Source organism: Mycolicibacterium stellerae (assembly GCF_003719305.1).
Lineage (GTDB): Bacteria > Actinomycetota > Actinomycetes > Mycobacteriales > Mycobacteriaceae > Mycobacterium > Mycobacterium stellerae.
This window is the reverse complement of the sequence record NZ_RARC01000028.1, coordinates 18,891-44,204: the sequence shown is the minus strand read 5'-3', so window position 1 is coordinate 44,204 and position 25,314 is coordinate 18,891. Positions and strand designations below refer to the sequence as shown.

The 25,314-nt window shown below is 66.5% G+C and carries 20 protein-coding genes, 1 pseudogene and 1 riboswitch; of the genes and pseudogenes, 11 read left to right on the top strand and 10 right to left on the bottom strand.

The genetic code is table 11. The features are described from left to right. Positions 1 to 94 precede the first annotated feature (94 nt). Entirely contained in the window at positions 95 to 1,444 is a 1,350-nt protein-coding gene (locus D6M19_RS26105) for an NAD-dependent succinate-semialdehyde dehydrogenase (RefSeq protein WP_123028226.1), read from the top strand. 64 nt (positions 1,445 to 1,508) lie between these two features. Here the strand turns inward: D6M19_RS26105 and D6M19_RS26100 are convergent. Continuing rightward, positions 1,509 to 2,855 (bottom strand): annotated as a pseudogene (locus D6M19_RS26100) (amino acid permease); the annotation flags it as partial. A 160-nt stretch (positions 2,856 to 3,015) separates the two neighbouring features. Further along, complete coding sequence (locus D6M19_RS26095) at positions 3,016 to 4,509, bottom strand: gamma-aminobutyraldehyde dehydrogenase (RefSeq protein ID WP_123028184.1); 1,494 nt, start codon at positions 4,507 to 4,509, stop codon at positions 3,016 to 3,018. Positions 4,510 to 4,631: 122 nt separating this feature from the next. Here D6M19_RS26095 and D6M19_RS26090 point away from each other — a divergent pair, with 122 nt between their 5' ends. The 3 genes from D6M19_RS26090 to D6M19_RS26080 all read left to right on the top strand — a co-directional run bounded on the left by D6M19_RS26090 (position 4,632) and on the right by D6M19_RS26080 (position 7,920). Further along, positions 4,632 to 5,147, top strand: coding sequence for an Lrp/AsnC family transcriptional regulator (locus D6M19_RS26090; RefSeq protein ID WP_123028183.1), 516 nt, complete (start codon positions 4,632 to 4,634; stop codon positions 5,145 to 5,147). Beyond that, positions 5,144 to 6,529 carry an aspartate aminotransferase family protein gene (locus tag D6M19_RS26085; protein ID WP_123028182.1) on the top strand — a complete coding sequence of 462 codons (1,386 nt, stop codon included), beginning with the start codon at positions 5,144 to 5,146 and terminating at the stop codon, positions 6,527 to 6,529. The genes D6M19_RS26090 and D6M19_RS26085 overlap by 4 nt, the downstream gene beginning before the upstream one ends. A gap of 179 nt (positions 6,530 to 6,708) precedes the next feature. After that, the gene (locus D6M19_RS26080) at positions 6,709 to 7,920 is read left to right on the top strand and encodes a D-alanyl-D-alanine carboxypeptidase family protein (protein WP_123028181.1); all 1,212 of its coding nucleotides are present in this window, start codon (positions 6,709 to 6,711) and stop codon (positions 7,918 to 7,920) included. A gap of 3 nt (positions 7,921 to 7,923) precedes the next feature. Here the strand turns inward: D6M19_RS26080 and yhjD are convergent, their stop codons facing one another. The 3 genes from yhjD to D6M19_RS26065 are packed head-to-tail and all read right to left on the bottom strand — an operon-like array spanning position 7,924 to position 10,406. Further along, positions 7,924 to 8,949 (bottom strand): inner membrane protein YhjD, encoded by a 1,026-nt coding sequence (gene yhjD / locus D6M19_RS26075; protein ID WP_123028180.1) that lies wholly within the window; start codon positions 8,947 to 8,949, stop codon positions 7,924 to 7,926. 19 nt (positions 8,950 to 8,968) lie between these two features. Next, a complete protein-coding gene (gene trpS, locus D6M19_RS26070) occupies positions 8,969 to 9,985 on the bottom strand; it encodes a tryptophan--tRNA ligase (RefSeq protein ID WP_123028179.1) in 1,017 nt (338 codons plus the stop codon). Positions 9,986 to 10,010: 25 nt separating this feature from the next. Further along, on the bottom strand, positions 10,011 to 10,406 hold the full coding sequence (locus tag D6M19_RS26065) for a MarR family winged helix-turn-helix transcriptional regulator (protein WP_123028225.1): 396 nt from the start codon (positions 10,404 to 10,406) through the stop codon (positions 10,011 to 10,013). Positions 10,407 to 10,502: 96 nt separating this feature from the next. Here D6M19_RS26065 and D6M19_RS26060 point away from each other — a divergent pair, with 96 nt between their 5' ends. Both D6M19_RS26060 and D6M19_RS26055 read left to right on the top strand, forming a co-directional pair. Further along, the gene (locus D6M19_RS26060) at positions 10,503 to 11,120 is read left to right on the top strand and encodes a TIGR03086 family metal-binding protein (protein ID WP_123028178.1); all 618 of its coding nucleotides are present in this window, start codon (positions 10,503 to 10,505) and stop codon (positions 11,118 to 11,120) included. A gap of 78 nt (positions 11,121 to 11,198) precedes the next feature. Then, on the top strand, positions 11,199 to 12,026 hold the full coding sequence (locus D6M19_RS26055; RefSeq protein ID WP_123028177.1) for an epoxide hydrolase EphH: 828 nt from the start codon (positions 11,199 to 11,201) through the stop codon (positions 12,024 to 12,026). Positions 12,027 to 12,047: 21 nt separating this feature from the next. Here D6M19_RS26055 and D6M19_RS26050 read toward each other — a convergent pair whose 3' ends face one another. Beyond that, positions 12,048 to 14,285, bottom strand: coding sequence for an NADP-dependent isocitrate dehydrogenase (locus D6M19_RS26050; protein ID WP_123028176.1), 2,238 nt, complete (start codon positions 14,283 to 14,285; stop codon positions 12,048 to 12,050). Between the two features lie 169 nt (positions 14,286 to 14,454). Further along, a riboswitch (SAM riboswitch) is annotated at positions 14,455 to 14,590 on the top strand. A gap of 43 nt (positions 14,591 to 14,633) precedes the next feature. On the opposite strand from D6M19_RS26050, the gene D6M19_RS26045 reads away from it, so the two are divergent. Genes D6M19_RS26045 through D6M19_RS26035 form a run of 3 tightly spaced genes read left to right on the top strand, consistent with a single transcriptional unit; the run spans position 14,634 to position 17,886 of the window. Next, the gene (locus tag D6M19_RS26045; RefSeq protein ID WP_123028175.1) at positions 14,634 to 15,980 is read left to right on the top strand and encodes a bifunctional o-acetylhomoserine/o-acetylserine sulfhydrylase; all 1,347 of its coding nucleotides are present in this window, start codon (positions 14,634 to 14,636) and stop codon (positions 15,978 to 15,980) included. A gap of 23 nt (positions 15,981 to 16,003) precedes the next feature. Next, positions 16,004 to 17,125 (top strand): homoserine O-acetyltransferase MetX, encoded by a 1,122-nt coding sequence (gene metX / locus D6M19_RS26040; protein ID WP_123028174.1) that lies wholly within the window; start codon positions 16,004 to 16,006, stop codon positions 17,123 to 17,125. Between the two features lie 5 nt (positions 17,126 to 17,130). Continuing rightward, positions 17,131 to 17,886 carry a class I SAM-dependent methyltransferase gene (locus D6M19_RS26035; RefSeq protein ID WP_123028173.1) on the top strand — a complete coding sequence of 252 codons (756 nt, stop codon included), beginning with the start codon at positions 17,131 to 17,133 and terminating at the stop codon, positions 17,884 to 17,886. Between the two features lie 19 nt (positions 17,887 to 17,905). Here D6M19_RS26035 and D6M19_RS26030 read toward each other — a convergent pair whose 3' ends face one another. From D6M19_RS26030 to D6M19_RS26015, 4 genes are read right to left on the bottom strand one after another with little or no spacing between them, the layout of a single operon-like run. Next, positions 17,906 to 19,426, bottom strand: a complete 1,521-nt coding sequence (locus D6M19_RS26030) for an FAD-dependent monooxygenase (protein ID WP_123028172.1) — start codon at positions 19,424 to 19,426, stop codon at positions 17,906 to 17,908. Then, entirely contained in the window at positions 19,423 to 20,055 is a 633-nt protein-coding gene (locus D6M19_RS26025; RefSeq protein WP_123028171.1) for a TetR/AcrR family transcriptional regulator, read from the bottom strand. The genes D6M19_RS26030 and D6M19_RS26025 overlap by 4 nt, the downstream gene beginning before the upstream one ends. A 55-nt stretch (positions 20,056 to 20,110) precedes the next feature. After that, entirely contained in the window at positions 20,111 to 20,383 is a 273-nt protein-coding gene (locus tag D6M19_RS26020) for a DUF3017 domain-containing protein (RefSeq protein WP_123028170.1), read from the bottom strand. Next, positions 20,380 to 21,231, bottom strand: coding sequence for a bifunctional methylenetetrahydrofolate dehydrogenase/methenyltetrahydrofolate cyclohydrolase (locus D6M19_RS26015; RefSeq protein ID WP_206428641.1), 852 nt, complete (start codon positions 21,229 to 21,231; stop codon positions 20,380 to 20,382). Before D6M19_RS26015 ends, D6M19_RS26020 begins: the two co-directional genes overlap by 4 nt. A 40-nt stretch (positions 21,232 to 21,271) precedes the next feature. Between D6M19_RS26015 and D6M19_RS26010 the strand changes: the two genes are divergently transcribed. After that, on the top strand, positions 21,272 to 22,495 hold the full coding sequence (locus D6M19_RS26010; RefSeq protein WP_123028168.1) for an NADH:flavin oxidoreductase: 1,224 nt from the start codon (positions 21,272 to 21,274) through the stop codon (positions 22,493 to 22,495). Between the two features lie 31 nt (positions 22,496 to 22,526). Continuing rightward, complete coding sequence (locus D6M19_RS26005; protein WP_123028167.1) at positions 22,527 to 25,157, top strand: FHA domain-containing protein; 2,631 nt, start codon at positions 22,527 to 22,529, stop codon at positions 25,155 to 25,157. The last annotated feature ends 157 nt before the right edge of the window (positions 25,158 to 25,314 follow it).

Sequence of the window (25,314 nt, the reverse complement as noted above, 5' to 3'; positions counted from 1 at the left end):
CTCGGCGACTGATTTCGTGTTGGATCAGGAGCAGGAGCGGCGCGAAAAAGGCACGACAGCGCATGTTGAACGAGCGACAAAGGAGCACACCGGAATGAGCGCATCACTGTATGCGGTGGTTGACCCGTCGACCGGCGAGACGGTGAAGGAGTACCCGACGGCAACCGACCAGCAGATCGAGGCCGCCATCGCCGCGGCCAGCAAGGCGCACCGCGAGTGGTCGCGGGGATCGACGATCGCCGATCGCGCCGAGTTGATCCGCAAGGTCGGCAAGCTACACGCCGAGCGCAAAGAAGAGCTCGCCAAGATCATCAACCGCGAGATGGGTAAGCCGATCGACCAGTCCGAGGGCGAGGTCGACTTCAGCGCGTCGATCTACGAGTACTACGCCGACAACGCCGAAAAGTTCCTCGCCGACGAGCCGATCGAGCTGGTCGAAGGTGAAGGATCCGCGTTGATCCGCCGCAGTTCGGTCGGTGTGCTGCTCGGCATCATGCCGTGGAACTACCCGTACTACCAGGTCGCCCGATTCGCGGGGCCCAACCTCACGTTGGGTAACACCATCTTGCTCAAACACGCACCGCAGTGCCCGGAGTCGGCTGCGGCCATCCAGCAGATCTTCACCGACGCCGGCTACCCCGAAGGCGCGTACGTCAACATCTATGCGACCAATGAACAGGTCGCCGACATCATCGCCGACCCACGCGTACAAGGCGTTTCGCTGACCGGCTCCGAGCGCGCGGGTGCCGCCGTCGCGGAGATCGCCGGCCGCAACCTGAAGAAGGTCGTCCTCGAGCTCGGCGGTTCAGATCCCTTCGTCCTGCTGAGCTCCGACGACCTGGACGCCACCGTGGAGGCCGCCATCGACGGTCGCTTCGAGAACACCGGGCAGGCGTGTAACGCCGCGAAGCGGATCATCGTCTCAGAAGGCATCTACGACGAGTTCCTGGACAAGTTCACCAAGAAGGTGCTCGAGAAGGCCGACGGTCTGGCCCCGCTGTCGTCGGTCGCGGCGGCCGAGCGCCTGGAGGAACAGGTGAAGCGGGCCGTCGACAGCGGCGCGACCCTGGTCTCCGAGGGTGAGCGCAAAGGCGCCCACTTCCCGCCTGGTGTGCTGACCAATGTCTCGCCGGATTCACCGTCGTACTCAGAAGAGTTGTTCGGCCCGGTGGCGACCGTCTACAAGGTCGGTTCAGAGGACGAGGCGGTGAAGCTGGCCAACGACACCCCGTTCGGGCTGGGTTCCTACGTCTTCACCACCGACAGTGAGCAGGCCAAGCGGGTGGCCGATCAGATCGAGGCGGGCATGGTGTTCGTCAACGCCGTTGGCGCAGAAGGCGTCGAGCTTCCGTTCGGCGGCGTGAAGCGGTCCGGTTTCGGCCGCGAACTCGGCCGCTACGGCATCGACGAGTTCGTCAACAAGAAGCTGATCCGCATCAGTTGAGCGGTTCACTCGTCGACGGCGTCGCGATCAGCGCGCGCGCCTTCGCCTCGGCGGCGTCCGCATCGATCTTGTGGCGCTTGTTGAACCGCTGATTGAGGAAGAACAGACCCAACACCACGCCCCACGACAGCAGGCTCAGCACCAGCTGCCACCGCAGTTCGGCGTCGAACGCCATCTGCACCAGGATCGCAAGCATGGCCAGGGTGGTGAGGATCGACAGCGCAGGGAAAAGCCACATCTTCATTCGCAGTTCGCCGTCGCGGTTGCGGTAGCGCAGCACGATCTGCGATATCGCGATCAGGATGTAGACGAACAGGATGATCGCGCCGCTGGAGTTGAGCAGGAACGCGAAAATGGTCTTCTCGGAGAAGGCCGCCGCGATGACGCACAGGAAGCCGACGATCGACGAGAACAGAATGGCGTACGCCGGCACGCCGCGAGGGGTGAGCCGCATCAGTCGTTCGGGTGCCTCGTTGCGGGCGGCGAGGACGAACAGCATGCGCGACGCCGTGTACATCCCGGAGTTGAGGCAGCTGAGCACCGCCGTCAGCACCACGGCGTTCATGATGTCGTCGGCGTATGGAATCCCCATCTCGTTGAACGCGGCGACGAAGGGCGATGCGGCCAGGTCTTCGTTGTTCCACGGCACGATCGTCACGAGCAGGAAGACCGAGAGCACGTAGAAGATCAGGATCCTCCAGATCACCGAGTTGGCGGCGCGCGAAACGGCTTTCTCGGGGTCCGACGACTCCGCCGCGGCGATCGTCGCGATCTCCGGGCCGACCATCGAGAAGATCACCGTGACGATGCCGACCGTGATGGCGCCAACGCCCAACGGCATGAAACCGCCCTGACTCCACAGGTTCGAGAAGTCGGCCGACTTGCTGGGCCATAGGCCGAGCACGAAGCAGGCGCCGATCCCGATGAAGACGACGATCGCGGCGACCTTGATGCCCGCGAACCAGAACTCGAACTCGCCGTAGGACTTCACCGAGAAGAGGTTGGTAGCGGTCATCAGAACCATGAATATCAACGCGCACAACCACAGTGGGATGTCGATCCAGTACTGCACGATCTTCGCGCCCGCGATCGCCTCGAAGCCGACGACGATGACCCAGAAGTACCAGTAGAGCCAGCCGACGGAGAAGCCCGCCCAATGGCCGAGCGCGTCGCGCGAGTAGTCGGCGAACGAACCCGTCGACGGGTTGGCGACGGCCATCTCGGCGAGCATTCGCATCACCATGATGATGAGGACGCCAGACAGCGCGTAGGTGATGAACGAGGCAGGGCCGGTGTCGCCCATCACCACCCCGGAGCCGACGAAAAGGCCGGCGCCGATGACGCCGCCGATCGCGATCATCCTCAGCTGACGCTGACTCAGAGCCTTGCTCAGTCCCGGCGACGCGCTCATGGCGTACTCCTGTCGATCATGATCAGACAAGCCCGTGTACCCGCTTTGCGGGTACACCTAACGCACGGGACACGTTCCGCGAGCGTGCGTGTCTGCACACGACACGCCGCGAAATTGCGTGCAAGCGTGCACGCTCGCGGTGCAAAGTTCGACGACTGAACTAGCGCTTCGTGAAGATGATCCGGTGCCAGTCTTTTTCGGCGACGCCGGTGATATCGCTCATCACGTGCTTGATCGTCAGGTACTCCTCGAAGGAGTAGTCGCTCATGTCCTTGCCGAATCCGGATGCGCCGACGCCACCGTGCGGCATCTCGCTGATGATCGGGATGTGGTCGTTGATCCACACGCAGCCGGAGTGGATCTCCCGCGACGCGCGCTGCGCGCGGTAGACGTCGCGGGTCCACGCCGAGGCGGCAAGACCGTACGCGGTGTCGTTGGCCTGCCGTAGCGCGTCGTCGTCGTCGGTGAACGACCGCACGGTCAGCACGGGACCGAAGATCTCGTCGCGATAGATCTCGGAATCCTCGCCGACATCGGCGATGAGTGTCGGCCGGTAGAAGGATCCCGGGAGGTCGGGTGCGCTGCCGCCGGTGACGATGCGCCCGCCCTGGCCGGGTGCCCGCTCGACCATTCCCGCGACCTTGGCGCGGTGCGCCATCGAGATGAGCGGCCCCAGGTCGGTGTCGTCGTCGTTGGGGTCACCGACGACGATCTTGCTCATCACCTCGCCCACACCGGCGACGAAGTCGTCGTAGAGCTCGCGCGCGACGATAGCGCGGGTCGCCGCGGTGCAGTCCTGTCCCGTGTTGATCAGCGAACCCGCGACGGCGCCGTGGATCGCGGCGTCGAGGTCGGCATCGTCGAACACCACGAACGGCGCCTTGCCGCCGAGCTCGAGCTGGGTGCGGTGGCCGTGCACGGCCGCGGCGGCCATCACCTTGCGGCCCACCGGCGTCGAACCCGTGAACGTCACCACGTCGACGTCCTGGTGGCCCGCCAGCGCGGTGCCGACATCGCCTCCCGCACCGGTGATGACGTTGAACACGCCGTCGGGCAGGCCGGCCTCGGTGGCCAGCCGCGCCAACGTCAGCGTGGTCAACGGCGTCAGCTCCGCGGGCTTGATGACCACGGCGCAGCCCGCGGCCAACGCGGGCAGCACCTTCCACACCGCCATCTGCAGCGGGTAGTTCCACGGGGTGATGGTCGCGACCACTCCGACCGCCTCCCGCCGGATGCTCGAGGTGTGGTCGCCGGAATACTCGGCAGTGGCCTTGCCCTCGAGGTGTCGGGCAGCGCCTGCGAAGAAGTCGACGTTGTCGATGCTGCCTGGGACGTCGAACTCGCGGGCCAGCCGCGCGGGCTTGCCGGTCTGGCTGACCTCCTCGGCGACCAGCTCGTCGGCGTGATCGGACATCAGCGCCGCCAGCTTGGCCAGGACCGTCGCCCGGTCCACCGGGGTAGCGCTTCCCCAGCTGCGCTGTGCCGCGCGGGCTGCGGCGACCGCGGTGTCGACGTCGGCCGGGGTGGCCAGCGCGAGCTCGGCGACGACGTCGCCGCTGGCGGGGTTGATGACCTGATGATTGGCGCCACCGGTGACCACCGCCGCGCCGTTGATCCAGCTGCCGGCCACGCCGGCCGAAACCGTCACAGTCATGGCTCAACGCTAGCCGACGGTGTGCCCGTCGGCTACGCATTCCCGTAGCCACGGGGACGCTGCGCGCATGATTTCATTGGTTTGGTTGCTTGTGACGACGGATTCCGTGCACAATCTCAGGCATGGCCAACCCGGGTGCTGATGGCATCCAACCCGTCTCTCTGCGCGTCCAAACACGTCCTGGCGCAGCCGTCCAACTCGACGACCTGTCCAAGGCGATCATCGAGAAGCTGCAGGCCGACGGCCGGCGCTCGTATGCGGGCATCGGCAAGGCGGTGGGACTCTCCGAAGCCGCGGTGCGGCAGCGAGTCCAGCGCATGGTCGACGCGGGCGTCATGCAGATCGTCGCGGTCACCGATCCGATGCAACTCGGCTTCGCCCGACAGGCGATGATCGGCATCCGCTGCACGGGCGACACGACAAGGGTGGCCGAAAAACTGGCCGCGATCGACGCGGTCGAGTATGTGGTGCTGACCGCGGGCTCCTTCGACGCCATCATCGAAGTGGTCTGCGAAGACGACGACGATCTGCTCGATCTGCTCAACACCCAGATTCGAGCGTTGCCAGGAGTGATATCCACCGAAACGCTCGTATACTTGAAACTCGTTAAGCAGCAATACAATTGGGGTACAAGATGACTACTACTGATATCGCACCAGACGTATCGACCGACCTGGCAGGCAAGGCGAACCGCCACCTGTGGGGTCACTTCGCACGGCACGGCCACGGCATAACGCCGCCGATCATCACCCGCGGTGAGGGCGTCATGATCTGGGACGACAAGGGCAAGAGCTATATCGACGGGCTGTCGGGGCTGTTCGTGGTCCAGGTCGGCCACGGCCGCAAGGAACTCGCCGAGGCGGCCGCCAAGCAGGCCGAGACGCTGGCCTTCTTCCCGCTGTGGTCCTACGCGACACCGCCTGCGATCGAATTGTCGGAGCGGTTGGCGAATTACGCTCCGGGAGACCTGAATCGCGTCTTCTTCACCACCGGCGGCGGAGAGGCCGTCGAGTCCGCGTGGAAGCTGGCCAAGAACTACTTCAAGCTCGTCGGCAAGCCGGGCAAGTACAAGGTGATCTCGCGGGCGATCGCCTATCACGGCACCCCGCAGGGCGCGCTGGCGATCACTGGCCTGCCCGACTTCAAGAAGCCGTTCGAGCCGCTGACACCCGGCGGGTTCCGCGTGCCGAACACCAACTTCTACCGCGCACCCGCGCCGTTCGACACCGACAATAAGGCGTTCGGCGAGTACTGCGCCAACCGTATCGCCGAGGCCATCGAGTTCGAGGGCCCCGACACCGTCGCCGCGGTGTTCCTCGAACCCGTGCAAAACGCGGGCGGGTGCTTCCCGCCGCCGCCCGGATACTTCGAGCGGGTCCGCGAGATCTGCGACGAGTACGACGTGCTGTTGGTCTCCGACGAGGTGATCTGCGCATACGGCCGGATCGGCTCGATGTTCGCCTGCGACGACTTCGGCTACGTGCCCGACATGATCACCTGCGCCAAAGGCCTGACATCGGGCTACTCGCCGATCGGCGCAATGATTGCCAGCGACAAGCTGTTTGAGCCGTTCAACGACGGCAAGACCACGTTCGGGCACGGCTACACGTTCGGCGGGCATCCGGTGTCATCGGCGGTCGCGCTGGCCAACCTCGACATCTTCGAGCGCGAGGGCATCAACGACCACGTCAAGGAAAACGCACCCGTGTTTCGGGCGACGCTGGAGAAGCTGCACGAGCTGCCGATCGTCGGCGACGTCCGCGGCGAGGGCTTCTTCTACGGCATCGAGTTGGTGAAGGACAAGACCACCAAGGAGACGTTCAACGAGGACGAGAGCGAACGCCTACTGCGGGGCTTCTTAACCAGCGCGCTGTTCGAGGCGGGCCTGTACTGCCGCGCCGACGACCGCGGCGACCCGGTCGTGCAGCTGGCGCCGCCGCTGATCAGCGGGCCGAAGGAGTTCAACGCGATCTACGAGATCCTGCACCGGGTGCTCAGCGAAGCCAGCCGGATGCTCTGAGCTCCAGCGACGGCCGGGTCCGTGACGCGCCGAGATCGACGTTCTGGCGCGTTCGTCTCGCACTCTTGCGCCCAAATGTCGGTTTGGGCGAATTGTGAGTCACATTTGAAACTCTAACCACACGAGTCACAGCGTGGCTACCCGGAAACCGGCGCCGAATCGCCTAACCTTCGCCTACGATGGCGACCTTCACGACCGCGGGCCGGCGCGCTACCGCCCTGGCAGCGGCCCTTTTCCTGATGACGAGCCCGGCGCTGGCGAACGCCGAGCCCAACGCCGCCCCCGACGCCTGCCCGTATCAGGTCAGCACCCCGCCCGCCGTCGACTCGTCGGAGGTTCCGACGGCAGGAGACCCGCCCCAGCCGTTGGCGGTGCCCTCTGCCCCGGTCGGCGGTGACGCCCTCGGCGGCTGCGGTGTGATCACCGCACCGGGCACGCCGCCGGTGCCCGGCGACATCTCCGCCGAGGCCTGGCTGGTCGCCGACCTCGACACGGGCGACGTCATCGCCGCCAAGGACCCGCACGGCAGACACCGGCCCGCCAGCATCATCAAGGTGCTGGTGGCCATGGCGGCGCTGCGTGATCTGCCGATCCACAAGGTGGTGGCCGGCACCCCCGACGACGCGGCCGCAGAGGGCACGAAGGTCGGCATCGGCGACGGCGGCCACTACTCGATCCGCGACATCCTGCACGGGCTGCTCATGCACTCCGGGAACGACGCAGCGCACGCGCTGGCCATGCAGATGGGCGGGATGGACGCGACGCTGACCAAGCTCAACGATCTGGCGAGCAAGCTCGGCGGCCGCGATACCCGCGTCGCGACGCCGTCGGGCCTCGACGGCCCCGGCATGAGCACGTCGGCCTACGACATCGGCCTGTTCTACCGATACGCATGGCAGAACCCGACATTCGCCGAGATCGTGGCGACCCGCAGCTTCGACTTCCCCGGCCGCGGCGACGCCGGCTACCCGGTGGAGAACGACAATCAGCTGCTCTACAACTACCCCGGCGCGATGGGCGGCAAGACGGGCTACACCGACGACGCGGGACAGACGTTCGTCGGCGCGGCCAACCACGACGGCCGCAGGCTCGTCGCGGTGCTGATGCGCGGCACCCGGCAGCCCATAGCGCCGTGGGAACAGGCCGCCCACTTGCTCGACTACGGGTTCGCGACCGCGCCGGGCACCAAGGTCGGCTCGCTCGTCGAACCGGATCCGTCGTTGGTGGCCACGCCCGAGAAGGCCGCCGACGACACCGCGTTGAAGGCCACCGCCGCGCTTCCGGCCGCCGATGCGCTGCCGGTTCGGGTAGGCGTGGCGTTCGTCGGCGCCATCATCGTGTTCTGCCTCATCATGGGCGCACGATCGATGAACCGCCGACCGCAGCACTGACGTTCAGCGGCGCCGGGCAAGTCGCGAAAGCCCAAGTGCGCCAAGGGCGCCGATAGCTGCCGCGCCGACTGCACCGGCGGGACCCAGCCCCTCTCGCACCTGCATCCGCGGGGTGATCTGGGCGGCCGGGGGCGGGTTTACCGGCATGGCCTCGGGATTCTCGCCCGCGGTGGCCGCCCACGCGGTCGCGAAGAGGATCAACCGCGCGGTGATGTAGGCGAAGACCATCAGGCCCAGCACGGGTCCGAACGTCGCCCCCGCAGGCCCGGTCACCACGGACTTGAGATAGATCGACGCCACCAGCTTGAAGACCTCGAAGGCAATCGCGACCATCAGCCCGGCGCGCGCAGAGCTTCTGAAGGTGATCGACTCGCGGGGCAACCGAGCGATCATCCAGGTGAACAGCAGCCACGAGACCAGAATGGAAACCACGATGGATGCGACTCGCAGGACAATGCTCATACCCGGAAGGTCCTGTAGCCCAGCCCATTCGACGATTTGTTTCATCAAGCCCGAGTTGCCGAGTGCACTCAGCACGACCGTGACGGTGATCGCGCCGAACAGCCCCAGCATGGCGATCACATCCGAGAGCTTGGTTCGCAGAAAGCCGGGGGGCTCCTGGCGCAGCAGTCCCCACATCTGGCTCAGCGCCTCGCGCAGGTTGGCCATCCAACCCAGCCCGGCCCACGCTGCCGTCGCCAATCCGATGACGCCGACCGACGTCCGCGACTCGATCGCGGAATCCATCAGCTCGACCAACTGCTGGCCGAGATCGCCCGAAACCGTCGACTTGATCTTGTCGGTCACCTCGGCGAGAAGGTCCGGCTGGCTGGCCAGCACGAAGCCGGCAATCGAGAAGGCCACCATCAGCAACGGAAACAGCGCGAAGATCGTGAAGTACGTGATGCCCGCTGCGTAGAAGTCGCCCTTGCTGTCCTGGTAGCGCTGCTGGGCGCGCATGACGTGGTCGAACCAGCTGTACCGGGTTCGGAAGCGGTCCAGAATCCCCGGTTTGGCCGGTTCAGGCATGCCGACCTCCGTCAAGGCGCTATTGCGGTTGCTGTAGAAAACCTAGCCGCTCATATACCCGCTTCAGCGTCTTTGCAGACACTTCATTGGCGCGGGTGGCGCCCGCGGCGAGGATCCCCTCGAGTTCGGTGCTGTCGCTGAGCAACTCGTCGACCCTGGTCTTGATCGGGGTGACGAACTCCACCACCGCCTCGGCGGTGTCCTTCTTCAGGTCGCCGTAACCGCGGCCGCCGTAGCCCTCGACCAGCTTGTCGACGTCGGTGCCGGTGACCGCGGACTGGATCGTCAGCAGGTTGGACACGCCGGGCTTGGCCTCGGGGTCGTAGCGGATCTCGCGCTCGCTGTCGGTGACCGCCGACCGGATCTTCTTGGCGGTGACGCCAGGGTCGTCGAGCAGGCTGATCAGCCCGGCGTCGGTGGCCGCCGATTTGCTCATCTTCGCGGTCGGGTCGGCTAGGTCGTAGATCTTGGCGGTGGCCTTGGGGATCATCGGCTCGGGGACGACGAAGGTATCGGGGAAACGCGAGTTGAAGCGCTGCGCCACGTCGCGGGCGAGTTCGAGGTGCTGGCGCTGGTCTTCCCCGACGGGTACCAGGTCGGTGTCGTAGAGCAGCACGTCGGCTGCCATCAGCACCGGGTAGGTGAACAGGCCGACCGTGGTGGCGTCGCTGCCCTCCTTCTGAGACTTGTCCTTGAACTGCGTCATCCGCGACGCCTGCCCGAAACCGGTGAAACACCCAAGCACCCAAGTGAGTTCGGTGTGTGCGGGCACATGGCTCTGCACGAAGATGGTTGACCGGAACGGATCGATCCCCATCGCCAGGTACTGTGCGGCAGTCGCGAGCGTTCGCCGCCGAAGCGTAGCGGGGTCCTGCGGGATCGTGATCGCGTGCAGGTCGACGACGCAGAAGTAGGCGTCGAACTCGTCCTGCAGGCCGACCCACTGCGCGACTGCGCCCAGTGCGTTGCCGAGGTGCAGGGAGTCAGAGGTGGGTTGCACGCCGGAGAAGACGACGCGCTCGGCTGGCTTGCTCATGATGGGTTCGATCTTCCCACCCTCGTCATCCCCATTCGCGTGGGGTCAGCCGCTCGAGGGCCCGCAAGAAGGTCCGCCGCTCTTCGACGCCGAGTTCGCTGAGCCAGCGCTCTTCCCCTCGCTGTATCTCGTCCTGGACGGCGTTTTTGACGCGGCGACCCGCGTCGGTGATGGCCAGTAACCGCACTCTGCGGTCGTCCGGGTCGGGTCGGCGTTCGATGTAACCGTCGTCCTGGAGGTCGTCGAGGGTGCGAATGATCCGCGTCTTGTCGGCGCCGATCGCCGCGGCGAGGGCGGCCTGGGTACGCATCGACGATCTGTCCAGCGCCAGTAGGACGACGTATCCCCACATCGTCAGGCCGTGCGCTTCGAGAACGGGCTCCTCGGCGGCGACGAGCTCGCGCAGGAGCGGCGCAAGCATCGCGGCCAGGTCGGGGCGCCGCGATTCCGGCGACTTCGCTGCCACCGCGCCATGATAGGCATTGCACTATCGTACGCATGCGCTTATGATCTGCTTATGCTTATTACTCCGCCGGACCTCCTACCCTTGCACCGAATCGCCGTGCTGAAGTCGATCGACGTCGTCGACTCGGTCCGGCCGACCGATCTCGATCGAGCAACACCGTGCGAGGGCTGGAATCTCGCCGACCTGCTGGCGCACATGACCGTCCAGCACCGCGGATTCGCCGCCGCCGCAAGAGGTCTCGGCACGGATCCTGATGTCTGGCGCGTCGAGAATGTGGTTGCGGCGGTGCGGGCCGACCCGGGCCGGGCCTACTCGGAGTCGGCGCACGACGTGCTGGACGCGTTCGCGGCCGACGGAACGGCCGATGCGCCGTTCGCTTTGCCGGAGTTCGGCGAGGGCGCGGTGTTCCCCGGCGCGATGGCGATGGGCTTCCACTTCGTCGACTACGTCGTGCACGGCTGGGACGTCGCCGCTTCGCTGGATGTGCCCTACGAACTGCCCGCCGATGTCGTCGCGGCCGTGCTGCCGTTGGCACTTGCGGTGCCCGATGGCAAGTTTCGCACGATGGCCGGGGCGCCGTTCGCCCGCGCCGTCGAACAAGGCGGCGCCGACGACTTCGAGCGGATCCTGCGGCATCTCGGCAGAAGGCCGGACTGGGCTCAGCGCTGATCGAGGCTGGCGTGGCGACCGATGACGCGGACCAGCCGAGCTTGCGGTACCGGCGGTATCACCTTTACTGTCGGCAACATGAGCCAGCGCGATCCGATCCACCTCGGCACCGGCGAACCAATGGTGTTGCTACACCCCTTCATGATGTCGCAGAACGTCTGGAAATACGTTGCACCGCAGATAGCTGAAACCGGCCGCTACGAGGTGTTCGCGCCGACCATGCCCGGCCACAACGGCGGGGCGCCCGGCTCGTTCTTCCTGGACTCCGGGACGTTGGCCGACGACGTCGAGCGCCGGATGGACGCCATGGGCTGGGGCACCGCCCACATCGTCGGCAACTCACTCGGCGGCTGGGTCGCATTCGAATTGGAGCGCCGCGGCCGCGCCCGCACGCTGACCGGCATCGCACCCGCGGGCGGCTGGCACCACTACACCCCCGCAAAATTCGAGATCGTGGCCAAGTTCGTCGCCGGCTTCCCGGTATGGCTGGTGACGAAGCTGCTCGGTGAACGCGCCCTCAAGCTGCCGTTCGCCAAACAGCTTGCCTTCGTTCCGATCAGCGCGTACCCCGACGCCCTCCACGACGTCGACCTGCCCGACATCGTCGACGACGTCAGGAACTGCCCGGCCTACTACCAACTCCTGGTCAAATCGCTGCTGCTGCCCGGGCTGATGGAACTCGCAGAGGGGCGCGCACCCACCCACCTGGTGATCTGCGAGAAGGACCGCGTCCTGCCACACCCGCGCTTCACCCGGCACTTCACCAGCCACCTGCCGGAGTCCACGAAGATCACCCATCTCGAAGGCGTCGGGCACATCCCGATGTTCGAGGCGCCGCAGCGGGTCACCGACGTGATACTCGGCTTCGTCGACGCACACCTCGATCAGAAACGCGCGACAGGTTAGTCGAGCAGCGCGTCTGACGGGTCAGCTCTGCGCGGCCTCCAGGACACCGTTGAACGTCTTGCTCGGCCGCATCACTGCCGCGATCTTCTCTTTGTCCGGGTAGTAGTAGCCACCGATGTCCACCGCATCACCCTGCACCTCAGCAAGTTCGGAGACGATGGTGTCTTCGTTCTCTGCGAGCGTCTTGGCCAGTTTGGCGAAGTGGTCGGCGAGCTCGGAGTCCTCGGTCTGCTCGGCGAGCTGCTGTGCCCAATACATGGCCAGATAGAACTGGCTGCCTCTGTTGTCGAGCTCACCGGTCCGGCGCGACGGGCCCTTGTCGTTCTCCAGCAGCTTGCCGATCGCCGCGTCGAGCGTCGTGCCCAACAGCGTGGCCCGCTTGTTCTCGGTTTTGGCGCCCAGATCTTCGAAACAGGCGCCGAGAGCAAGGAATTCGCCGAGCGAGTCCCAACGCAGATGGTTCTCCTCGACGAGCTGATGCACGTGCTTGGGTGCCGAACCGCCTGCACCGGTCTCATACATCCCGCCGCCCGCCATCAGCGGCACGATCGACAGCATTTTCGCGCTGGTGCCCAACTCCAAGATCGGGAAGAGGTCAGTCAGGTAGTCGCGCAAGATGTTTCCGGTCGCGGCGATGGTGTCCTGTCCGCGGGTCACCCGCTCCAGCGTGTACCGCATGGCCCACACCTGCGGCATGATCTGGATGTGCACGCCCTCGGTGTCGTGTTCCTTCAAATAGGTCTTGACCTTCTTGCGCAACTCCACCTCGTGCGGGCGTTCGGTGTCCAGCCAGAACAACACCGTCATACCCGACACGCGCCCACGATTGACGGCCAGCTTGACCCAGTCCCGGATCGCCGCGTCCTTCACGATCGGCATGCGCCAGATGTCACCGGCCTCGACGTCCTGGCTGAGCAACACCTCGCCGGTGTCGATGTCGACGATGTTCGCGACGCCGTCGGAGGGGATTTCGAACGTCTTGTCGTGGCTGCCGTACTCCTCGGCCTTCTGCGCCATCAGGCCGACGTTCGGAACGGTGCCCATCGTCGTCGGGTCGAACTGACCGTTGGTCTTACACCAGTTGATCATCTCCTGATACATGCGGGAGAAGGTGGATTCGGGGTTCACCGCCTTGGTGTCCTTGGTCCGTCCGTCGGCGCCGTACATCTTGCCGCCGAGCCGGATCATCGCGGGCATCGACGCGTCCACGATCACGTCGCTTGGCGAGTGGAAGTTCGTGATGCCGCGGGCCGAGTCGACCATGGCGAGTTCGGGACGGTGTTCGTGCACCGCGTGGATGTCCTGGATGATCTCTTCGCGTTGTGACGCGGGCAGCGACTCGATCTTGTCGTAGAGATCCGACATCCCGTTGTTGACGTTGACGCCGAGCTCGTCGAGCACCTCCTGGTGCTTGGCGAACGCGTCCTTGTAGAAGACCTTCACGCAGTGGCCGAACACGATGGGATGGCTGACCTTCATCATCGTCGCCTTGACGTGCAGGGAGAACATCACGCCGGTCTTGTAGGCGTCCTCGATCTGCTGTTCATAGAACTCGCACAGCGCCTGCTTGCTCATGAACATGCTGTCGATGATGTCGCCGTCGTCGAGCACCACCTCCGGCTTGAGCACGATCGTCTCGCCGCCCCTGGTCTCGAGCACCATCTTGACCTTGCGGTCTTTGTCCAACGTCATCGACTTCTCGCCGTGGTAGAAGTCGCCACCCTTCATGGTCGCGACGTGCGTGCGCGACGCCTGCGACCACTCACCCATGCTGTGCGGATGCTTGCGCGCGTACTCCTTGACCGCCTTGGGTGCGCGGCGGTCCGAATTACCTTCGCGGAGCACCGGATTGACGGCGCTGCCGAGAACCTTGGCGTAGCGCTCCTTGATTTCCTTCTCGTCGTCGTTCTTCGGCTCCCCCGGATAGTCGGGGAGGTCGTAGCCCTTGGCCTTCAACTCCTTGATGGCCGCCAACAGCTGGGGCACCGAGGCGCTGATGTTCGGCAGCTTGATGATGTTGGTGGCCGGGTCATGCGTGAGCGCACCGAGGGTGGCCAGGTTGTCGGGCACCCGCTGCTCTTCGGTGAGGCGGTCGGAGAACTCGGCGAGGATCCGGGCCGCCACCGAGATGTCGCTGCTCTCGATCTCGATGCCGGCCGGGTCGGTGAACGTTCGGATGATCGGCAGAAAGGCGTAGGTCGCCAGCAGCGGCGCCTCGTCCGTCAGCGTGTAGATGATCGTCGGCTTCTCGTCGCTCATGTCATGTCTCCCGGCGTCGGTGTCGGCTATCAGTATCGCGTCGGATACGAACCTACGCGTGCCCAAGATGGGGACATTTGCCCCATGCCCGGACCGGCAAACCCCCAGCAGAATCGCATCATGATCACCCAGTGGCAGCCATGACCTGGCTTGCGATACGCTTCTGGTCGGTCATGAGTGTCAGCGTCAAGCCCCGGCTCGCTGGCCGGCAACCCTCCAACCGCGGTGGGGTGCCCCGGGTGATGACCAGGTTGAGTAGCTGCTGAGACACTTCAAAGCAGACGGCTACAAGGCAAGCGCGGGTCCGTCGGACGGGCCCCCAGAGTAGATAGATGGAGGCCGTTTCCTATGAGCACGCCAGAAGACCCGACGGCAAACTGGTCGTTCGAGACCAAACAGGTCCACGCCGGGCAGACCCCCGACAGCGCCACCAACGCGCGGGCGCTGCCGATCTACCAGACGACGTCGTACACGTTCAACAGCACCGAGCACGCCGCCGCCCTTTTCGGCCTCGCCGAGCCGGGCAACATCTACACCCGGATCATGAACCCTACCCAGGACGTGGTCGAGCAGCGCATCGCCGCACTCGAAGGCGGGGTTGCCGCACTGTTCCTCGCCTCGGGCCAGGCCGCGGAGACGTTTGCGATCCTCAACCTCGCCAACTCCGGTGACCACATCGTGTCCAGCCCCCGGCTGTACGGCGGCACCTACAACCTGTTCCACTACACGCTGCCCAAGCTCGGCATCAACGTCAGCTTCGTCGAGAACCCCGACGACCTTGACTCGTGGCGGGCGGCCGTGGCGCCAAACACCAAGGCGTTCTTCGGCGAGACCATCTCCAACCCGCAGAACGACATCCTCGACATCCCCAACGTCGCGGCGGTCGCGCACGAGGCCGGGGTTCCGCTCATCGTCGACAACACCGTAGCCACGCCCTACCTGATCCAGCCGCTGCGCCACGGCGCCGACATCGTCGTGCATTCGGCCACCAAGTACCTGGGCGGCCACGGCGCGGCGATCGCAGGTGTGATCGTCGACGGCGGCACCTTCGACTGGACGAATGGAAACTTCCCCGGCTTCACCACACCCGACCCCAGCTACCACGGGGTGGTGTTCGCCGAGCTGGGCCCGCCCGCGTACGCGCTCAAGGCCCGGGTTCAGCTGCTGCGCGACATGGGTTCGGCGGCGGCGCCGTTCAACGCCTTCCTCGTCGCACAGGGCCTTGAGACGCTCAGCCTGCGCGTCGAACGCCACGTGGCCAACGCCAAGCGGGTCGCCGAGTTTCTCGCCGCCCACCCGGACGTGACCTCGGTGAACTACGCGGGCCTGCCCAGCTCACCGTGGTACGAGCTGGGCCGCAAGCTGGCCCCGAAGGGCACCGGCGCGGTGCTGGCGTTCGAACTGGCTGGCGGCATCGATGCGGGTAAGGCGTTCGTCAACGCGTTGACGCTGCACAGCCACGTCGCCAACATCGGCGACGTGCGCTCGCTGGTGATCCACCCCGCGTCGACCACTCACGCGCAGCTGACCCCGCAGGAGCAGCTGGCGACGGGTGTGACCCCTGGGCTGGTGCGGCTGGCGGTCGGCATCGAGGGAATCGACGACATCATCGCCGACCTCGAGCAGGGTTTCGCGGCCGCGAAGCCGTTCCACGCCGCCGCAGAGAGCGATCCGGCGACCGTCTCGGCGTTTTAGCGGACGCTCCCGAGGACTATGACGTGACAATCTTTGACGTGCCCACCGACGTGTTGCCGGCAGAGGGCGAGGTCGCGATCGTCGACATCGGCTCGCTGACGCTCGAGAACGGCGCCGTCGTCGACGATGTCTCCATCGCCGTCCAGCGGTGGGGCGAACTCTCGCCCAACCGCGACAACGTCGTGGTGGTGTTGCATGCGCTGACCGGTGATTCGCACATCACGGGTCCTGCGGGTCCTGGTCACCCGACCGCCGGTTGGTGGGACGGTGTGGCAGGCCCAGGCGCGCCGATCGACACCGACCGCTGGTGCGCGGTCGCCACCAACGTGTTGGGCGGCTGCCGCGGGTCAACCGGTCCGAGTTCGCTTGCCCGCGACGGAAAGCCATGGGGCTCAAGGTTTCCGCTGGTTTCCATTCGCGACCAGGTGGAGGCCGACGTCGCCGCGCTCGCGGCACTCGGCATCGACGAGGTCGCCGCGGTGGTCGGCGGCTCGATGGGCGGTGCCCGCGCGTTGGAGTGGATGGTTGCCCACCCCGACAACGTCCGGTCGGCGCTGGTGCTGGCGGTCGGCGCCCGTGCGACCGCCGATCAGATCGGCACGCAGAGCAGCCAGATCGCCGCGATCAAGTCCGATCCGAACTGGCAAAACGGCGACTATTACGGCACCGGACGATCGCCGGACCTCGGCATGGAGATCGCCAGGAGGTTCGCCCACCTGACCTACCGCGGCGAGGTCGAGCTGGACGACCGGTTCGGCAACGACGGCCAGGGCGACGAGGATCCCGCGACCGGCGGCCGCTACGCGGTGCAGAGCTACCTCGAGCATCAGGGTCACAAGCTGCTGAGCAGGTTCGACGCCGGCACCTACGTCGCGCTGTCCGAGTCGTTGTCCAGCCACGACGTCGGTCGGGGCCGAGGCGGCATCGCGGCGGCGCTCGGCAACTGCCACGTGCCGGTGATCGTCGGCGGCATCACCTCCGACCGGCTGTATCCACTGCGGCTGCAGCAGGAATTAGCCGGGCTGCTCCCGGGTTGTGCGGAGTTGAAAGTTGTCGACTCGATGTATGGCCACGACGGGTTCCTCGTCGAGACCGAAGCAGTCGGCGCCCTGATCCGCGAGACATTGGAGCTGGCCACCAGGTGACAGCGATGAGCCACTCGGGCAAAGAGCCGACAGCAGAGGTGTCGCAGCAGCGATCCCTGTCGTTCGGCGCGGAGGCCGCGGCGTACGAACGCGGCAGGCCGTCGTATCCACCCGAGGCCATCGACTGGCTGTTGCCTCGGAACGCCAGGGATGTCCTCGACCTCGGCGCGGGTACCGGCAAGCTGACCACCCGGCTCGTCGAGCGGGGACTCGGCGTCGTCGCGGTGGACCCGATCCCGGAGATGCTCGAGCTGCTGAGCCATTCCCTGCCCGACACGCCCGCGCTGCTCGGCACCGCAGAGGACATCCCGCTGCCCGACGACAGCGTGGACGCGGTGCTCGTCGCGCAGGCCTGGCATTGGTTCGATCCCGTACGCGCTGTCTCCGAGGTCGCCAGGGTGCTGCGGCCGGGCGGACGCCTCGGCCTGCTCTGGAACACCCGCGACGAGCGGATGGGATGGGTGAAGGACCTCGGCCGCGTCATCGGCCACGAGGACGACCCGTACAGCCAGAGGGTCACGCTGTCGGCGCCGTTCGAGAACATCGAACGCCATCAGGTGGAGTGGACGAGCTATCTGACCCCGCAGGCGCTCATCGACCTCGTCGCATCCCGCAGCTACTGCATCACCTCACCGGCCGACGTGCGCACCCAGACGCTGGAAAAGGTGCGCGAGTTACTCGCGACTCATCCCGCGCTTGCCAACAGCACCGGGCTGGCGCTGCCCTACGTCACGGTGAGCATTCGCGCGACCCTCCCCTAAACGCCCAAACGCATCGCGGTCAGCCGTCGCCGAACCAGCGCGTCAGCGCGGCCCGCAGCGTTGCCGCGTCATCGGCACCGAATGTGTCTGCGGCCCAGGCGACGTAGCCGTCGGGACGGATGAGCAATGCGGCCGGTCCGTCGGCCATCGAGGCCGTCACAACGCTCACTCGGTCTGCCCACCCGGCCGCTGCCACCTCTGCGGCGCCGCCGGAAAGGTCGAGAAGCACCGGTCGGGCATCGTGCAGCAACTCGGCGGCCCGGCGGCCGTCGTCGAGGACGAGCTCTGGCACCATCAGGCCGGACAGCCGATGGTCGTCACCGACGTCATAGCGGACGTCGGAGCCGGCAAGCAGCCCGGCCAAGTGTGTTGTGACGTCCGGCTTGCCCACCAGCTCGCCGAAAAGCTCTCGTAGCGCGGCGACTTCGGGTCCCGGCGCCGCAAGCGCGAGCTGAGCCTGCGAATGCATCATCACCCGCTGCCCCACCGGGTAGCGCTCAGACTCGTAGGTGTCGAGCAGATCCGCAGCCGCCCAACCGTTGAGCACGCCGGCAAGTTTCCAGCCGAGGTTGACGGCGTCCTGCATGCCGAGGTTCAGTCCTGGACCGCCCATCGGGGAGTGCACGTGCGCGGAATCCCCGACCAGTAACACCCGGCCTGCGCGGTAGCGGTCGGCTTGACGGGAATTTATCCCGTCGATGCGGCGCAGCGCGTGCGGGCCCGGCCCTTTCGGCGGCTGCAGCGGTACGTCGGCGCCGATGATGCGACGGAGGCTGTCGCGGAGCTCGTCGAGCGACATCGGCCCCTCGGCACTGCCTACCGTCCAGCCGTACTCCACTGACCCCAGCAACGGCCGGGTTGGGTCGAGCGGAAAAGCGATGACGGTGCCGTCGGTGAACCTGTTGTGGCCGAACGGCAGAAGGCCGAAACCCGGAATCTCGTAACCGCGGCCAGCCACCAGGAGCTCTTCGGGCAGGTGGACGTGGGCGATTCTGCTGACGATCGGCGACGTGGCGCCGGGAAAGCCGATGCCTGCGGACTTGCGCACCATGCTGCGACCGCCGTCGGCGCCAACCAGGTAGGTGGCGTCCATGCGGTAGGCCCGCCCCTCGGTCGCCACTGTCAGCGCGACGTTCTGCTCGCCCGCGTGCAATGCGGTCAGCGCGTGACCCCATCGAACGTCGACCCCGAGATCACGCGCCCGCTTCTCAAGCAGGCGGACCAACCGCGGTTGCTGGATGAGCAGTGCGTACATCGGGTTGTTCTCGATGCCGAGGAAGTTCAGCGACACCCCCGCGAACATCCAGCCGTACGCCGGCGTCGGCGGGCCCTCGTCGCCGCCGAACGCATGGTAGAGGCCGCGCATATCGAGTTGCCGGATCACTTGTCCGACAAGGCCGTTGGCCTTCGGCTCGTCACTCGGTGCAGGCAGCCTGTCGAGAACGACCGGACGTACACCCGCAAGCGCCAGCTCGCACGCCAGCATCAGGCCGTTGGGTCCGGCGCCTGCGATGACGACGTCGGCGGATTCGACGGTCATTTCTTTCTCCTCGTGGTCTTGACGGGTGCGGGTAGACCGGCGGCCACCTCGGCGAAACCGCTGCGGATCAGCGTCGTGATGGGGACGGGAGGATCCGCCCTCACGTAGAGCTCCGTCGCCGCGTCGCCGACGGCACGGACCACGGCGCTGACGAGCCGGGGGTAGATGTCGCGATCCGGGTCGGTGCCGGTCCGCTGCGCGATCACCGCCATCCACTCGTCGAACAGCTCCTTGTTCGCGGCGTCACGGATCTCGGGTCTCATCAACAGCTTTCGGACCTCGGCGAGCTCGGTGCGGCTCGGGATCTTGTTTTCCTCACCGGTTGCGTCGCGGAAGTCTTCCTCCAGCGGCGCGATCACGGCTTCGGTGATCGACGTCCACAGCGGCTCGTCGGCTGGACGCTCCCTCAGCACGGAGATGCTGCGGCGCAGGCGCTCGGTCTGGCGGTAGGCCAGCGCCTCGTACTTTCCGGTGAAGTAGTTGTTGAAGGTCCGCAGCGAGACGCCCGCCAGTTCCGCGATGGCCTCCCGCGTCACCGATTCGAGGCCGTTTTCGAATGCGAGCTTCAGCGCGGCGTCGCTCAGCGCTCGCCGGGTGTCTAGCTTCTTTCGCTCCCGAAGTCCGGTCATACCCCCACCGTACCGGAACTTGCACAGCGGGCAAGTTTGCCTGGCAGGCAGGAATCTAGCTGGTGCCCAACGGGTCGATCGTCGCGGCGATGTAGAGAACGGCCGCGCTGGCCGTCGTCGTGGTGAAGAGGTCGATGCCCTTGCTGCGAACCACCAGCAGACCCGCGCGATCGTCGGAGAGCGCAAGCCGAAGGGCCGCCGCGACGGCGACGCCGATACCGAGCACCAGAGCGCCGCGACGCCAGTATCCGGCGATCACCAAGCCGAACGCGGCCAGGAAGATGAGGCCAACCAGCAGGATCGGCCACTGACCGCGGAACAGCTTCATCGGACGCGCTCGGCTAACTCGACGACGTTGACCAACAGGAACGCCCTTGTCAGCAGGCCGACACCGCCGGGGTTCGGGGACACGTGGCCCGCCACGTCCCACACGTCGGGCGCCACGTCACCGACCAGCTTCCCGTTCTCGTCGCGGCTGACGCCGACGTCGACGACGGCGGCGCCGGGCCGGACCATCTCGCCCGTCACCATGTGCGGCACGCCTGCGGCGGCGATGACGATGTCGGCCTCCCGGGTCAACTGCGGGAGATGTCGAGTTGCGGTGTGGCACAACGTCACCGTGGCGTTCTCGGATCGCCGGGTGAGCAACAGCCCGAGCGGTCGGCCCACCGTGACGCCCCTGCCGATCACCACCACCCCGGCGCCCGCGATCTCCACCTCATAGCGCCGAAGCAGGTGCACGATGCCGCGCGGTGTGCACGGCAGCGGTGCCGGCTCATTGAGCACCAACCGGCCCAGGTTCATCGGATGCAGCCCGTCGGCGTCCTTGCCGGGGTCGAGCCGCTCAAGCGCGGCGTTCTCGTTGAGGTGCTTGGGCAGCGGCAGCTGCACGATGTAGCCGGTGCATTCGGGATTGGCGTTCAGCTCGTCGATGGTCTCGTCGAGCTCGGCCTGGCTGATGTCGGCAGGCAGATCGCGGCGGATCGACGTGATCCCGACCTTCGCGCAGTCGGCGTGCTTGCCGCGCACATAGGCCTGCGAGCCTGGGTCGTCTCCGACCAGCACCGTGCCAAGGCCCGGCGTCCGTCCCGCGGCGGTCAGCGCCGCCACCCGTTCGGAGAGGTCGACGAATATCTCGTCCCGGGTTGCCTTACCGTCCAAAGTGATCGCACCCACGGCAGCCAGTCTGACATGTCGCTATGGCAGTCTTGCGGCCATGGAGTCTGCAGCCAGTGTGTTCGCCCCGGCCAAGCTCGGCCCGGTGACGCTGCGCAACCGCATCATCAAGGCGGCCACCTTCGAGGCGGCCACCCCCGACTCGCTCGTCACCGACGACCTGATCACCTATCACCGGCTGCCCGCCGCAGGCGGGGTCGGCATGACGACGGTCGCCTACCTTGCGGTGTCGAAAGGTGGGCGCACCGAGGGCAATGTGATCTGGTGGCGTCCCGAGGCCATCTCAGGCCTGCGCCGGCTGACCGATGCGATCCACGCCGAAGGCGCGGCAATCAGCGCGCAGATCGGCCATGCCGGGCCCGTCGCCAACGCCCGCACGACGAAGGCGACCGCCTACGCACCCGTGCGGTTCTTCAACCCGCTGTCGATGCGGTTCGCCAAGAAGGCCGGTCGCGACGACATCCGTGACATCATCGACGCGCACGCCGCCGCGGCGCGGTTCGCGATCGAGGCGGGATTCGATGCCGTCGAGATCCATCTTGGCCACAACTATTTTGCGAGCTCCTTCCTCAGCCCGCTGATCAACAGGCGTGACGACGAGTTCGGCGGCTCTCTGGAGAACCGCGCCAAGGTCGCGCGCGGCATGGTGATGGCCGTGCGCCGAGCCGTGGAGAAGGAAGGCACCCCGATCGCCGTCACCGCCAAGCTCACGATGACCGACGGAGTCCGGGGCGGCATCTCGCTCGACGAGTCCATCCAGACGGCCAAGTGGTTGGAGGAGGACGGCGGACTGGACGCCATCGAGCTCACCGCGGGCAGCTCGCTGGTGAACCCGATGTACCTGTTTCGCGGGGATGCCCCGATCAAGGAGTTCGCGGGCGCATTCAAGCCGCCGCTGAGGTGGGGCATCCGGATGACCGGCAAGAAGTTCCTGCGCGAATACCCTTATCGGGAGGCGTTTCTGCTGCGCGACGCCAAGAAATTCCGCGCGGAGCTGACGACACCGCTGATCCTGCTCGGCGGCATCACCAACCGCGAGACCATGGACCTGGCGATGGCCGAGGGGTTCGACTTCGTCGCGATGGGACGGGCGCTGCTCGCCGAGCCCGACCTGATCAACCGCATCCGCGACGACGGCGACGCGCACAGCGTGCTTTCGGCGTGCACGCACTGCAACAAATGCATGGCCACCATTTACAGCCACACCCACTGCGTGGTGACCGGGTCGCCGGACCGACGTCCGACCTCCCTAACCGCACCGTAGAAACAACGCGATACCTATAGAGTTGGTCGCGATGAGCCGCCCAGCCCCGCCCGCGCTGACCGTTCGCAACGACGGGTCAGCACGCACCTTCGCCGCTGGAAACGATGTCGTCATCGGTCGCGACCTTCGCGCCGACGTCCGCATCGCCCACCCACTGATCTCCCGGGCACACCTGGTGCTGCGGTTCGATCAGGGCCGGTGGATAGCCATCGACAACGGCAGCCTCAACGGGATGTACGTCAACGGCCGCCGGGTGCCGACCGTCGACATCCAAGACGGCCAGAACATCAACATCGGCAACCCGGACGGTCCCGCGCTGACGTTCGAGGTGGGCAGGCAGCAGGCCACCGGCAGGCCGCCGACGACGTCGATCCCGGTCACCGGCCGCCCGAGCGGCAGCTGGCCCAGCCAGCCGCCGCCGTCCACGCAACAACCGCCCGTCTCCCGACCGCAGCCGTACACCACCGGTCAGCAGCCGCCCTACCCGTCTACCCAGCAGCCGCGCTACCCGAGCGCCCCGCAGCCGAGCTACACCGGCTCCCAGCCGCAGCCCGCCCGTCCGCCGAGCGTCGTATCGCAGCAGGCGGCGCAGCCGCTGTCCCAGCCGGCTCTCGAGTCGGTGACGGCGATCGGCCCGATGGCCGCACCGCGCTCCAGCGAGGGCAACCTCGCGACGAGCATGCTGAAGATCCTGCGGCCCGGCCGTCCCGCGGACTCCTCCGCGCCGGGCTCGGTCAAAATCGGCCGCAACACCGACAACGACATCGTCATCTCCGACGTGCTGGCGTCGCGCCATCACGCGACCCTGGTGCCGACCGGCACGGGCACCGAGATCCGCGACAACCGCAGCATCAACGGGACGTTCGTCAACGGGTCGCGCGTCGAAAGCGCCCTGCTGAACGAGGGCGATACGGTCACCATCGGCAACGTCGACCTGGTGTTCCGTGGCGGCACTCTGGTCCGCCGCACCGAGACCACCGCGGCCAGCGGCACCGGCGGCCTTGACGTGCACGGCGTCACGTGGACCATCGAGGGCAACAAGACGCTGCTGCACAACATCTCGCTGACGGCGCGGCCCGGCACATTGACGGCCGTGATCGGGCCGTCGGGCGCCGGCAAGTCCACCTTCGCGCGGTTGGTCGCCGGCTACACCCACCCGACGGAGGGCACGGTGGCCTTCGAGGGCCACGACATCCACGCCGAGTACGCATCGCTGCGGTCCCGGATCGGGATGGTGCCCCAGGACGACGTGGTGCACGGCCAGCTGACCGTGGAGCAAGCGCTGATGTTCGCGGCCGAGCTGCGGCTGCCGCCGGACACCAACAAAGAGGACCGCGAGCGGGTCGTCGCGCAGGTGCTCGAGGAACTCGAGATGACGCAGCACCGCAAGACCCGCGTCGACAAGCTCTCGGGTGGTCAGCGCAAGCGCGCATCCGTGGCAATGGAACTGCTGACCGGTCCGTCGCTGTTGATCCTGGACGAGCCGACGTCAGGCCTTGACCCCGCGCTGGACCGGCAGGTCATGACGATGCTGCGCCAGCTCGCAGACGCGGGCCGCGTCGTGCTTGTCGTCACCCACTCGCTGTCCTACCTCGACGTGTGCGATCAGGTGTTGCTGCTGGCGCCGGGCGGCAAGACCGCATTCTGCGGGCCACCCAGCCAGATCGGCGCCGCGATGGGCACGACGAACTGGGCCGACATCTTCAGCGGGGTCGCGCGCGACCCGGACGCGGCCTACCAGCGATACATCGCTGCGACCGGGCCCACGCCGCCGCAGCCGCCCGCGCAAACGCCTGCGGATCTCGGCAACCCGACGCGCACCAGCGTGCGACGACAGTTCTCCACGATCGCGCGGCGCCAGATGAGGCTGATCATCTCCGACCGCGGTTACTTCATCTTCCTGGCGTTTCTGCCGTTCATCATGGGCGTGCTTTCGCTTTCGGTGCCGGGAGACGTCGGCTTCGGCGTGCCCGTTCCCGCGATACAGGGCGGTGAAGCGCCCAACGAACCGGGCCAGATCCTGGTGCTGCTCAACGTCGGCGCCATCTTCATGGGCACGGCGCTGACAATTCGCGCACTGATCGGCGAGCGGGCGATCTTCCTGCGCGAGCAGGCCGTCGGGTTGTCCACCACCGCCTACCTGATGGCCAAGGTCTTCGTCTTCGCCGCGTTCGCGGTGTTGCAGGCGAGCATCGTCACCGGCATCAACATCTGGGGCAAGAAGTGGGGCCCCGGCGCCGTCACCAGTGGCGCGGTGATCCCCAACCGGAGCCTCGAATTGTTCACCGACATGGCGGCCTGCTGTGTGGCCGCGGCGATGGTCGGCCTGGCGCTGTCGGCGTTGGCCAAATCGAACGAGCAGATCATGCCGCTGCTGGTGATCGCGATCATGTCGCAGCTGGTGTTCCAGGGCGGCATGATCCCGGTGACGGGCCGCATCGGGCTCGACCAGTTGTCGTGGGTCACGCCTGCCCGGTGGGGATTCGCCAGCACCGCGTCGACGATCGATCTCCTACGGCTGGTACCGGGTCCGCTGACGCCGCAGGACTCGCATTGGCGGCACACCCCCGGCGCGTGGTGGTTCAACATCGGCATGCTCGGGTGTATCTGCGTCGGCTACTTGAGCTTTGTCCGATGGAAGATCCGGCTCAAGGGCAAATAGCTTGCTGGCGCTGTCGGTTGGCTAATTCTGTGCAGCCGCGTTTGAGGCCGTAGGAAATTGGTGCACTGAGCACCCTCAGACACGCGCTAGGCTGGGTTTACGTAGCCACGATTCACGTGCGCGACGCCGACTTGGCATATCGAAGAATGGATGGACA